The 13,022-nt window shown below is 47.9% G+C and carries 10 protein-coding genes; all 10 read left to right on the top strand.

Annotated elements, in window-relative coordinates:
* Positions 1 to 74: 74 nt before the first annotated feature.
* On the top strand, positions 75 to 1,337 hold the full coding sequence (locus tag I8U23_RS07675; protein WP_037997769.1) for an argininosuccinate synthase: 1,263 nt from the start codon (positions 75 to 77) through the stop codon (positions 1,335 to 1,337).
* Positions 1,279 to 2,679: an argininosuccinate lyase gene (argH, locus tag I8U23_RS07670; protein WP_049720674.1), complete on the top strand. Its 1,401-nt coding sequence runs from the start codon at positions 1,279 to 1,281 to the stop codon at positions 2,677 to 2,679. The genes I8U23_RS07675 and argH overlap by 59 nt, the downstream gene beginning before the upstream one ends.
* Before the next feature lie 293 nt (positions 2,680 to 2,972).
* Positions 2,973 to 3,659, top strand: a complete 687-nt coding sequence (gene ftsE / locus I8U23_RS07665; RefSeq protein WP_037997772.1) for a cell division ATP-binding protein FtsE — start codon at positions 2,973 to 2,975, stop codon at positions 3,657 to 3,659.
* The gene (gene ftsX / locus I8U23_RS07660; RefSeq protein WP_037997775.1) at positions 3,649 to 4,551 is read left to right on the top strand and encodes a permease-like cell division protein FtsX; all 903 of its coding nucleotides are present in this window, start codon (positions 3,649 to 3,651) and stop codon (positions 4,549 to 4,551) included. The genes ftsE and ftsX overlap by 11 nt, the downstream gene beginning before the upstream one ends.
* Before the next feature lie 31 nt (positions 4,552 to 4,582).
* Positions 4,583 to 5,746, top strand: coding sequence for a murein hydrolase activator EnvC family protein (locus tag I8U23_RS13725; RefSeq protein ID WP_049720673.1), 1,164 nt, complete (start codon positions 4,583 to 4,585; stop codon positions 5,744 to 5,746).
* 31 nt (positions 5,747 to 5,777) lie between these two features.
* On the top strand, positions 5,778 to 6,803 hold the full coding sequence (locus I8U23_RS13720; RefSeq protein ID WP_049720672.1) for a murein hydrolase activator EnvC family protein: 1,026 nt from the start codon (positions 5,778 to 5,780) through the stop codon (positions 6,801 to 6,803).
* A 230-nt stretch (positions 6,804 to 7,033) separates the two neighbouring features.
* Positions 7,034 to 8,116, top strand: coding sequence for a murein hydrolase activator EnvC family protein (locus I8U23_RS07645; RefSeq protein ID WP_049720671.1), 1,083 nt, complete (start codon positions 7,034 to 7,036; stop codon positions 8,114 to 8,116).
* 125 nt (positions 8,117 to 8,241) lie between these two features.
* Positions 8,242 to 9,693, top strand: coding sequence for a S41 family peptidase (locus I8U23_RS07640; protein ID WP_037997778.1), 1,452 nt, complete (start codon positions 8,242 to 8,244; stop codon positions 9,691 to 9,693).
* Between the two features lie 78 nt (positions 9,694 to 9,771).
* A complete protein-coding gene (locus tag I8U23_RS07635; RefSeq protein ID WP_037997781.1) occupies positions 9,772 to 10,890 on the top strand; it encodes a PDZ domain-containing protein in 1,119 nt (372 codons plus the stop codon).
* Between the two features lie 151 nt (positions 10,891 to 11,041).
* A complete protein-coding gene (gene uvrB, locus I8U23_RS07630) occupies positions 11,042 to 13,021 on the top strand; it encodes an excinuclease ABC subunit UvrB (protein WP_198050888.1) in 1,980 nt (659 codons plus the stop codon).
* Position 13,022: the final 1 nt, after the last annotated feature.

Raw genomic sequence — 13,022 nt, 5'->3', positions numbered from 1 at the left:
GGGGGTGGATTTTTTATGCACAGGATGTATAATCATACATATAAATGAATTTTTATTAAAAGCGAGGGATACCCATGAGTAAGGAGAAAGTGGTCTTAGCTTATTCAGGTGGTTTAGATACATCAGTTGCGATTCCGTGGTTGAAAGAAAAATACGGCTATGATGTGATTGCGGTCGGATTGGACGTCGGGGAAGGCAAAGACATGGATTTTGTCAAGGACAAGGCGTTGAAAGTGGGAGCAGTCAAATCCGTTGTGGTCGATGCCAAAGCGTTGTTTGCTGAAGAATACCTGCTGCCGGCTTTGAAAGCCAATGCTTTATATGAAGGAAAGTATCCGATGCATTCGGCCTTGTCCCGTCCGTTGATTTCCAAAGTGCTGGTTGAAATCGCAAAAGAAGAAGGGGCCGTTGCCGTTGCCCACGGTTGCACGGGAAAAGGAAATGACCAAGTCCGGTTTGATGTTTCGGTTGCGGCATTGAATCCAAAGTTGAAAGTGGTGGCCCCGGTACGGGAATGGGGAATGACCCGGGATGAGGAAATTGCTTATGCAAAAAAACACGGGATTCCGATTCCGGTTGATTTGGACAATCCGTTCAGCATTGACCAAAACATGTGGGGAAGAAGTTGTGAATGCGGTGAATTGGAGAATCCGTGGCAGGCGCCTCCGGAAGCTGCTTATGAATGGACGTGTCCTTTGGCCGGCACCCCGGATCAACCGGACGAAATCGAGATCGCTTTTGAAAAAGGCGTTCCTGTATCCCTGAATGGAAACCGGCTTTCTTTCCCTGAGATTTTGGAGCAATTGAACAAGTTGGCCGGAAAACACGGGGTCGGACGGATCGATCATGTGGAGGACCGGCTGGTGGGAATTAAATCGCGTGAAGTTTATGAATGTCCGGGAGCGGTCACATTGATCAACGCACACCGGGAACTGGAATTTTTGACGCAGCCGAAAGATGTTTTGCAGTTCAAGGCCACGGTTGAGAAAAAGTGGTCGGAAATGGTTTATGACGGGCTTTGGTATTCGCCGCTGAAAAAAGCGCTGGATGCGTTCATTGAAGAAACGCAACAAGTGGTGACCGGAAAGGTTCGCGTAAACTTGTTCAAAGGCCATGCGACGGTGACGGGAAGAATTTCCCCTTATTCGTTATACAACGAAAAATTGGCCACCTACTCCAATGAAGACAGTTTTGATCATCAGGCGGCTGTCGGGTTTATTAAATTGTGGGGATTGCCGACGAATATTTATGCAAGCGTGCATAAAAAGGAGGAAGACCATGAAACTGTGGGGCGGGCGTTTCACCAAGACCACACACCAGTGGGTGGAAGCCTTTAATGCATCCATTGGATTTGATAAAGAATTGGCTGAAGAAGACATCGAAGGGAGCATGGCGCATGTGAAAATGCTGGGCGCATGCGGGATTATCACCGGGGAAGAAGCAAACCGGATACTGGAAGGTTTGTCAACCATCCGGCAAAAAGTCCGGGAAGGGAAAGCCGAATTTTCCATTGAACATGAAGACATTCACATGAACATCGAGAAGATGCTGATCGACGAAATCGGGGAAGTCGGCGGAAAATTGCACACCGGACGGAGCCGGAATGACCAGGTTGCCTTGGATATGCACCTTTATGTGCGCAAGGAGACGGTCGATCTGGCCGGAAAGATCCTGGAATTGCAGGAAGCTTTGCTCAAACAGGTCGAGAAACACGTGGATACCATATTGCCGGGATACACTCACTTGCAGCGCGCGCAACCCGTCCGGTTTGCCCATCATTTATTGGCTTATGTTTCGATGTTTGAACGGGATGTACAACGGTTCATCGACAGCTTCAAACGCGTCAACTGCTGTCCGTTGGGGGCCGGTGCCATTGCGGGAACGACATTTCCCATCGACCGGCAAATGGTTGCAAAAGCGTTGGGATTTTCCTCGCTTTACGATAACAGCATGGATGCGGTGAGTGACCGGGATTATTTGGTGGAGTTTCTCTCAGTCTGTTCCTTGGTGATGGTTCATTTGTCCCGGCTGTCGGAAGAACTGATTCTGTGGTCGAGCGAAGAGTTTCAATATGTCATCCTGGATGATGCGTTTTGCACCGGAAGCAGCATGATGCCGCAGAAAAAAAACCCGGATATCCCGGAGTTGATCCGCGGAAAAACCGGACGGGTGTTCGGGCATTTGATGGCTTTGTTGACCACGCTGAAAGCTTTGCCCCTCACCTACAACAAAGACTTGCAGGAAGACAAAGAGGGGGTTTTTGATACGGTCCGCACGTTAAAAGGTTCCCTTCGTTTGATGGCGGCCCTCATTGAAACGATGGAAGTCAACCAATCGAAAATGAAACGGCATGCCGGGCAAGGGTTTGCCAATGCAACGGATTTGGCCGATTATTTGGTGGGCAAAGGCATTCCTTTCCGCAAAGCGCATGAAATTGTCGGAAAGCTGGTTTTGTATGCCATTCACAAAGAAAAAACCTTGAGTGATTGCTCCTTGGAAGAGTTTCACCGTTTCTCCCCGGAAATCGGGGAAGATGTCTATTCCTGTTTGGAACTGGAAAATGTGGTGGATGCGCGCAAAAGCGAGGGAGGAACCGCAAAAGAACAAGTGTTGAAGACACTTTCAAACAAAATCGCCACGCTTAAAAAGCAGCGGGAAACCTTATCCAATATTTACTAGGAAGGAATTCTATGGTAAGATAATACCCCAAATCACCATCATTTGGGGTTTTTTGTATTTTTGAATAAAAAATGATTTTGCAAAATATTAACCCGGGAAATTGGTGAATGGTGTTATAATATTGAAGTAGTTTTTGAAGGAAAGTAAGCCATTTCTTTATTTGATATTTTTCTTCAAATTTAGGATGATAATGGGATGAAGTGGCGAACCATTTTTGTTACCATCAGTAAGCAGGAGAAAAAATGGAGAGAGATAAACTATATTGAAAATCATGTTTCCTGGGGTGAGTTTTCGTGATTGAAATGCATGATGTGTGGAAGGTTTATCCAAATGGGGTTGAAGCTCTCCGCGGAGTGGACGTACGGATCGACCAGGGAGAATTCGTGTATGTGGTCGGACCGAGCGGAGCGGGGAAAAGTTCATTTATCAAGCTGATGTACAGAGAAGAAAAACCCACGCACGGCGTTGTTCTGATCAACGGGGTCAACGTCAAACGGGTACGCGATTGGAAAATTCCGCATGTTCGCCGCAAAATCGGTGTCGTGTTCCAGGATTTCAAATTGCTTCCGCATATGACAGCTTTTGAAAATGTTGCTTTTGCGATGGAAGCGATCGAGGCTCCCAAACGCAAAATCAAACCGAGAGTCACCGAAGTCTTGGAGCTGGTTGGTCTGGCGGACCGGATGCATGCCTTGCCGTCGCAACTTTCCGGAGGGGAGCAGCAACGTGTGGCAATCGCTCGCGCAATTGTCAATAATCCAACTTTTGTGATAGCGGACGAGCCCACCGGAAACCTCGATCCGGAAAACTCTTGGGACATCATGTATCTGCTGGAAGAGATTAACCGGCGCGGAACCACCATCGTAATGGCGACACACAACAAAGAAATTGTAAACACACTCAGACAACGCGTCATTGCCATTGAACAAGGTGTGATTGTCCGGGACGAAATGGGAGGAGAATACGGCTATGAGGATTGAGACATTATCGCGACATTTTCGGGAAGCTTATCGCGGCGTGCGTCGCAATGCCTGGATGAGTTTTGCCGCGATCAGTGCTGTAGCCGTTACGCTGTTTATCTTCGGTATTTTCCTCATTTTTGCATTCAACGTCCGCTACATGGCGGTGGAGCTGGATAAACAGGTGGCGATTCGTGCAGCACTTGCCGAGCAGTTGACGGATGACCAGCAGCTCCAAGTATTGAAACAAATCGAATCGATGCCCGAAGTGAAAAGTGCGGAACTGGTGCCGAAGGAAGAAGGATTGCGTCAGCTGAAGGCCCAATGGGGAGAGGAAGGAACGGAAATTTTCCGCAGTTATGAAGGGGAAGGGAAAAACCCCTTGCCTGACGTCATCACGGTTGTACCCAAAGATCCCCATCAGATCAAAAGCCTGACCGAAAAGGTGAAATCGGTGACGGGAATTGACGAAGCGGATGACGGTGAATATGTGACCGAGCAATTGCTGACATTGTCCAGCTGGATTCGGAACATCATTTTGATTTTCGGATTGGGGCTGGCGACTCTTGCCGCCTTCTTGATTTCCAACACCATTAAGCTGACCATTATTGCCCGTCGGAAAGAGATTGAAATCCAACGGCTGGTGGGAGCCAGCAACTGGTTCATCCGGTGGCCGTTCTTTATTGAAGGGGCGTTTATCGGATGGGTTGGTGCCCTCGTTCCGACCATCCTGGTTTTGGTTCTCTATCAAGTGGCTTACACCATTTTGGGGGCCGGTGAAGCCCAATCCATTCTGAAAATGATGCCGATCCTCTCGCTGGGTACTTATGTGACCTTGTGCATTTTCGCTCTAGGAACAGCGATCGGGACACTGGGAAGCATTATTTCCGTGCGCCGTTTCTTGAAAGTGTAAAGAGGAGGAATCTAGTTCGAGGAGGAGCAAAGTGATTAGGAAAGAATTTGCAGGGATATTTTCTTTTTTGCTGGTTTTTTCTTTGATCCCCGTCAAAGACAGCTTTGCAATCACAGATTCCTCTTCCATCGATGAGAAAAAAGAGGAAATCCGACAACGGGATCAAGAAATATTGCAACTGGAAAAAAAGAAAGAACTAGCGCAAGAGGACATGAAACAAATTTTGGGTCAGATTGAAGCGAAAAAGAAGGAACTCAACCAGTTGGACATGCGTGTTTATGCACTGGAAAACCAAATAAAGGAAAAACGGGAAGAGCGCAAAAGCGTTGAGAGGGAATTGGATCTTTTGCGTCAAACTTACAAACATCGCATGCAGGATATTTATTTAAAAGGAAACAATTTTTACTTTGAGCTTTTGTTACAATCCGACTCCATCGGGGATTTCCTGAAACGGTACGATTATATCAGCATTTTGGCCCGGGCCGATCAGCGCGTGATCCAAAAATATACCGACAAACAAAAAGAATTGGCCGGAGTTGAGCAGGAATTACAAAAGGATTTGGCAAACTTACAAACAGCACAAAAAGAAGCCCAGGGCGTTTTTGCTCAACTCCAAAAAAAATACCAACAACATGAAGGAAAGTTGGCGGCGCTGGAGACGAACCTGGCGGAATTGGAGGACCAAAACATTCAGGCCCGGAAAGAATTGCGCAACTGGGTGGCCAAACGGGAAGAAGAAGCCCGCAAAAAAGAGCAACAAAACCATCCGGACGGCAATGTTCCGGCAAGCGACGGCTTTCTTTGGCCGGTAAACGGGACGGTGACTTCCCCGTTCGGCATGCGATATCACCCGGTTCACCGGGAATACCGGATGCATGAAGGGATGGATATCGCAGCGAAAATGGGGACCCCGATCCGTGCCGCGTCGTCCGGTGAAGTGATTGAAGCCCGTCCTTCAAATGGATACGGTTATGTCATTGTCATTTACCATGGGAACGGACTTTCCACGCTTTATGCCCACATGTATGCTCAAACGGTAAAAGTGGAAGTCGGCCAAAAGGTATCGGCGGGAGATGTCATCGCAGCTGTGGGAAGTAATGGATTTTCAACCGGACCTCACTTGCATTTTGAAGTACATAAAGGAAGTACACCTGTCGATCCCATCTCTTATTTGCCCCCGGAACAGGGCAAGTAAGCTGAATTGAAACGGGAGGAGTACGACCAAAGTGGTTCGAAAATGGTTTGTCACTACAATGATGCTTGTTCAGGCGGTCTTATTCAGCCTCGCAAGCCCGCTTTCGGTCAAAGCAAACAGTGAACACCAGAAGAACCCGGCATGGATCAAACTGGAAGAAGCCAAAAAACAGGTTATGGCCAGGGAGCGGCAAGTTGCGGGGTTAAATGAAGAAATCGCGCAAAAGAAAATGAACCTGTTGGAGAAACAAAAAAAACTGAGCATGCTGGAAGCGCGGTTTGAGGCGGTGCTGGTACATATATATAAGAGAAGTCACAAAAATCAATATCTCTATTATTTGTTGAGCGCGAATTCCGTTTCGGAGTTTTTGATGCGCCTGGATATTCTTTCTATGTTCGTGGAAAATGAAAGTGCCGTGATCAAGCAATATTTGAAAGAGAAAAAAGCTTTGGAAAATGAAGTGGCCATGATCGAGAAAAGCAAAAAAGAAAAAGAGGCTTTGCTGAAAGAAGCCCGGCAACATTTGACACGTTATACGGCGTTGTATCAGCAGCAAAGCCGGACGCTTCAGCATCCGGTACGGGAGCCGGAGCCCGAGAAAATGCAACCCGTTCGTCAGGAGGATAAAAACAGACAGGTTCGCAATTCCCATCCGCCGGCATCTTCTTCACCGGACCGGCATGAGAATGATACTTTGGCCTGGCCGCAACCGGGCGGAAAAGTCTCTTCTGAATTCGGGGAACGAAACGGAAGCCACGAAGGAATTGACATCAAAAATTCGATGGGCTCACCGATTGTGGCTGCGGCTTCAGGCATCGTTGTATTGACAAAATCGGACCCGGGCGGATACGGCTACTATATTGTGATTGATCATGGAAATGGATTCAAGACCCTTTATGCCCATATGTATCCAAGCACAGTGCAAGTTGAGGTCGGGGATCGTGTGGAAAAAGGGCAACAAATCGCTTCGGTCGGGAACTATCCCCAGTTGGTGCCCTACCTGCATTTTGAAATACATGAAAACGGGAAACCGGTGGATCCCTTGCAATATTACTAGAACAAATCATGGATAAAGTCGATCTAATCCTGGTGATTAGATCGACTTCCCATTTTCATTGACCCCATCAAGCAAATTGGATAAAAAGGATAAAATCGTCAAAATTTCTTTGTATGTTTCCATATAAAATAGAATTAAACTATATTCATATGTTTTGAGTGATATAAAAAAGAACAGAGAACAGGAAGGCGATGGGGAACTAGGAGAAAGACTGGGAGGCGCTTATATCAATGAGTAAGAAATGGTTAACCATGGCTTTGATTGCTTCATTGACGGCAATGATGACTCCTCCACAAACAGTGTCAGCCGAGTCGCTCCGGGAAAAAATCGACAGCGTCCGTGAGGACAAACAAGGAATCCTGGAGAAACAGCAAAGTTTGAAACAGAAGATGGAAGAGTTTAAAAGCAAGATGGACGAAGCAGATCAAAAGATTGAGTCCATCCAGAAGGAAATCGAGCCCATTGAGCAAAAGCGGCAGGAAGCGGAAAAAGATTTGCAAGAGATCCGGAAAGATTTTGATGTTCGCATCAGCCGGATGTATTTGCACGGAGAAAATAACTACTTGGCCCAGTTGCTGGCTGCAGAGGATTTTAATGAGTTTTTGAACCGCTTTGAAATCATTCGCCTTCTCGTCAAAGGAGATTATAAAATCGTGGCCGAATACCAAAAAGCGGTCGACGATCGCCAGAAAGCCATTGACGAAAAACAGGTGAAAATTGAGGAACAACAAAAGCTGATTGATCAAATTAACAAAGAATATCAAAAGTTGATGAAAGAACTCGAAGCGTCCGATGCCAGCCTGCAGCAGCTGGAAAGCATTCTGGAGGAACATAAAGACGAATTGATTCAGATCAACCTGGCGGAATGGCGTTCGGGCAAGCTTCGTTTTGCATACACCGGTCCGCTCATTAAACCGACCACTGTCACAAAGACTTCCAGTTACGGATACCGTGTGCATCCCATCTTTGGAACGAAAAAACTTCACGCGGGAGTGGATTACGGAGGACCGATCGGCACTCCGATCAAGGCCGCAGCTGACGGTGTCGTGGTGTCCAGCCGTGCGTCTTCCGGATATGGTTGGTTGATCACCATTTATCACGGACATTATAAAGGCATGCCTTTCTTTACCCGGTATGCTCACAGTTACCCCAACCAAGTCAAAGTGCAACCCGGGGAAGAAGTAAAAGCCGGGCAGGTCATTTCAGCGATTGGAAATAACGGAAACTCAACGGGACCGCACTTGCACTTTGAAGTACGGATCGGACAAGGGGCCCAACCGCCGTCTTATGACCCGGAACGGTATATGAACTAAAAATGTGATATAGTTAAAATAATATCCCGGACGACTATTTTGTCCGGGGTTGTCATACATTAAAGAGTATAAAGGGCTGATCCGGATCGCCTGCAAGGGGATCCAAAGGTGGGTGTTTACTGACAATGAATTTTAAAGGCAGGACCGTCGCGATCATTACGGTTGTGACAATGATTTTCAGCAGTTTGCTTACCGTGCTGGTTGTGGGTGACGGGGGGTTGATTGATCAACTGGAATCCGGAACCCTGTTTTCTTTTGACCGGTCTCAATCATTTGAAACACACGAGGGGAAATTAAAGCAAGCATATCAAACGATTACTTCTTCTTATTTACATAAAGTAAATGAAGAACAATTGATTGACGGGGCCATCAAAGGAATGATTGAATCCCTGGGGGATCCTTACTCCGCCTACATGAGTCCGAAAGAAGCAGCGCAATTTGAGGAAGATTTGCAGTCATCCTTTACGGGAATCGGTGCCGAAGTGACATTGACCAACGGCCAAGTGACCATTATTGCGCCGATCAAGGATTCGCCTGCGGAAAAAGCCGGATTGCGTGCAGGTGACCAAGTGTTAAAAGTCAACGGGCAAAGCTTGGAAGGAATGGACATTCAAGAGGCGGTCAGCAAAATCCGCGGTCCGAAGGGAAGCAAAGCCCAATTGCTCATTTCCCGTCCCGGCGTCAGCGAACCGCTAAACATTACGGTGGTGCGGGATGAAATTTCGCTTCAAACCGTGGAAGCAACGATGTTGCCTGACAAAATCGGACGGATCACATTGACGCAGTTTTCGGAAAATACAGCAGAAGATTTTGCCAAAGAGCTGAAAAAACTGGAGGATCAGGGGATCAACGGGCTTGTCATTGACGTCCGCGGAAACCCGGGTGGCCTTTTGCAGTCCGTATTGGAAATTTGTGACCAATTGGTGCCCGGCAAAAAACGCGTCTTGATGACGGAGGATAAGTCGGGAAGCCGCACGGAATATCATTCCAAACAGGAAACCAAAAAGCCTTATCCCATCACGGTTTTGATTGACAAAGGCAGTGCGAGTGCGTCTGAAATTCTCGCAGCCGCTTTAAAAGAATCCGGTGGATATCCGTTGGTCGGGGAAACCACCTTCGGAAAAGGAACGGTTCAGACCACCAAATCCTTTGATGACGGCAGCAACTTGAAACTGACCATCGCCAAATGGTTGACGCCGGAAGGAAACTGGATTGACCAGCATGGCGGAACCAAAGGGATCAAACCGGATGTTCCCGTGAAGAAACCCGCATATGCCAATGTGCTTCCTCCCCAGCCGGATGCACCGCTAAAAAAAGATGATAATTCAACCGAAGTCAAAAATATGCAGTTGATTTTGGATGCGCTGGGTTACCATCCGGGGCGCACGGACGGATATTTTGACGGTTCTACCGAACAGGCTGTCAAGTCCTTCCAAAAGAAAGAAGGAATTCCGGAGACAGGACAACTGGATGAGGTATCCTCCGATAAATTGCGACAAGCATTTATCAACTTTTTGCGCGACCCGAAAAATGATGTGACATTGCAGGTGGCAGTGGAGCTCTTGAAGAAAAAATAAAGGATTTGTCCCGGAAATATAGAAAATACCCCAATGATTTCCATTGGGGTATTTTTTATGATATGGAGGAAGGACAAATTGTGGTCTGTTTGGGAAGATCCGCTTTCTTTTTTGACCAAGTGGTTTTCAACGTTCATTCACCCGGCTTTTTGGCTGGGAACAGGGATGATTGTGGTATATGTGTGGGTGCGCAGGCGATATGAACTCAAAACGTTTCACAGTGTTTTGGAACCCAAGTGGGCTTTGTTGCTTCGGACAACTTGCTGGTCGTTGATTGTCGGTTTGGCCGGTTCCCTGTGTTTGTCCGGGGGCCGGTGGGAGATTCAACCCGGAGACTGGTTCATGGTTTGGAGCCTGACGCTCCTTTTGTCCGTCTTTGGACTGCGTTTTGCTTGTCTTGCTTATTCTGCCGGCATGTTATGCCTGGTTCACTATTGCGTGACGGAAACAACGTGGCTGGATCCTTTCCCGGTCCCCGAAATGGTGTATGCTTTCCCTGCCCGGGACTGGTTATGGCTGATTGCCGCCAGCCATTGGTTGGAATGGGCTTTGATCCGCTTGGATGGGGAAAACGGAGCTTATCCGGTCCAAGTCAATCAGGTGAGTGGTTTCATGCTGAAAAAAGGCTGGCCGGTTCCTTTGCTGTTGAGCGGTCCAAATGGTTGGATTCCGCTTCCGGTTTTTTTGAGTTTTGCGCGGATGAATCTGTCGGGAATGTTGAAAAAACAAAAAAGGCAGACATCCACCTTTACTTTTTTGTATGCCGTGATTTTAAGTTTGGGGCTGGCCTTTTTGGAAGGATGGGAGTCCGGCGGGTGGATCATGGCGGTTTTGGCGGTGCTGGGGCATGAAGGGATCTATCTTGGAACCAAGTGGATGGAAAAACGTTCAACGCCGTATTTTGTTTCCAACCATCAAGGTGTGAAGGTTCTGGCTGTGATTCCGGATTCCCCGGCAGAAGCGATGGGATTGAGAACTGGCGATGTGATTCAGCGCTGTAACGGACGGCCCGTCCGGAGCATGGAGGAGCTGACCCGGGTGGCGGAAACAGCGACCCATTGCAAGCTGGCAGTGTTGGATGAACATCAGAACCTGCACATCACCCAAAAAACTTTATTTGAGGATGATCCGGCTGATTTGGGAGTGATTCCCGCCCTTCCGGCGGACGAAAAAACCCGCGTCCGGTCCACGTCCTGACTTGGGCCGCAATTTGGGGATTCAGGCGCCCGTCGGGTGTCAGCCAAAAGCCTTTCCGGTCTGGAAAGGCTTTTTTTGGATTCGGAACGAATGTTCTTATAGGTCGTGTCCGTATGTTATAATACTTTCATGTGGAAATGAGGTGAGTCGGATGGGAAAACAATTCCAACTGGTGTCGGATTTTGAGCCGCGTGGGGATCAACCGCAGGCGATTGAGAAACTGGTCCGCCAAATTCAGGCGGGCAACAAGTACCAAACCCTTTTGGGAGCCACGGGGACGGGGAAAACGTTTACCATGGCCCAAACGATTGCCCGGGTCAACAAACCCACGCTGGTGATTGCGCACAACAAGACGTTGGCGGCGCAGTTGTGCGGGGAGTTGAAGGAATTCTTCCCCCATAATGCCGTCGAATATTTTGTCAGTTATTATGATTATTATCAACCTGAAGCTTATATTCCGGCAACGGATACTTATATAGAAAAAGATGCATCCATCAACGATGAAATTGACAAATTACGCCACTCGGCAACCAGCGCTCTGTTTGAGCGGGAAGATGTGATTATCGTCTCAAGTGTTTCTTGTATTTACGGCTTGGGTTCACCGACAGAATACCGGGATCTGGTCCTTTCCTTGCGAGTGGGAATGGAAAGGGACCGGAACGAAGTGTTGCGAAAGTTGGTGGATATCCAATATGAACGAAACGATATCAATTTTGTGCGCGGAACATTCCGGGTGCGGGGCGATGTGGTGGAGATTTTCCCTGCTTCCCGGAGTGAACAAGCGGTCCGGGTGGAATTTTTCGGGGATGAGATTGACCGGATTCGCGAAATTGATGTCGTGACGGGAGAAATTATCGGGGAAAGGGAACATGTTGCCATTTTTCCGGCTTCTCACTATGTCACCCGTTCCGATGTGATGGAAAGGGCTTTGAAAGGGATTGAACAGGAGCTGGAAGAACGCCTCAAGGAACTGAGGGGGCAAGGAAAACTGCTGGAAGCGCAACGTTTGGAGCAGAGGACACGATATGACTTGGAAATGATGAGGGAAGTCGGATTTTGTTCCGGGATCGAGAACTATTCCCGCCACTTGGTCGGCAAAAAGCCGGGGGAACCGCCTTACACGTTGTTGGACTTTTTCCCGAAAGACTTTTTGATCATTGTGGATGAATCCCATGTCACAATTCCGCAAATTCACGGGATGTACAACGGGGATCAGGCGCGAAAAGAGATGTTGGTGGAACACGGTTTCCGGCTCCCGTCGGCCAAAGACAACCGGCCGCTGAAGTTCAGTGAGTTTGAAGAGAAAATCAATCAAATCTTGTTTGTTTCCGCGACACCGGGGCCGTATGAATTGGAGAAATCGCCGGAAGTGGTGGAACAGATCATCCGCCCGACCGGGTTGTTGGATCCGAAAATCCACATCCATCCGATCAAGGGGCAAATTGACCACCTGATCGGGATGATTCATGACCGCATCGAACGGGATGAACGCGTGCTGGTGACGACCCTGACGAAAAAAATGGCGGAGGATTTGACGGATTACCTGAAAGAAATGGGGATCAAAGTCCGCTATTTGCATTCGGATATCAAAACCATTGAACGGATGAAAATCTTACGTGATCTGCGCTTGGGTGAATTTGATGTGTTGATTGGGATTAACCTGTTAAGGGAAGGATTGGATTTACCGGAAGTTTCCTTGGTGGCGATTTTGGATGCCGACAAGGAAGGCTTTTTGCGTTCGGAGCGTTCTTTGATCCAAACCATCGGCCGGGCTGCGCGAAATGCCCGCGGCGAAGTGGTGATGTATGCGGATAAGATCACCGACTCCATGAAAAAAGCGATTGATGAAACGGAGCGCCGTCGGCAAATTCAAGCGGCCTACAATAAAAAACACGGAATTGTCCCCCAAACGATTAAAAAAGACGTGCGTGAAGTGATTGAAGCGACCAAAGTGGCGGAACAAACCGCTGAATATGTGACAGGGAAACAAACGAAGAAAATGAGCAAGTCTGAACGGAACAAGTTGATCCGCGACTTGGAAAAAGAAATGAAACAAGCCGCCAAAGAGTTGAATTTTGAACGTGCTGCCGAATTGCGGGATTTGATTATCGAATTGAAAGCGGAGGTTTAAG

This window comes from Thermoactinomyces sp. CICC 10735, assembly GCF_016055175.1.
In the GTDB taxonomy this organism is placed as follows: Bacteria; Bacillota; Bacilli; order Thermoactinomycetales; family Thermoactinomycetaceae; genus Thermoactinomyces; species Thermoactinomyces vulgaris.
Note: the sequence above shows the minus strand (reverse complement) of the source record. Positions and strands in the feature narration are given on the sequence as shown.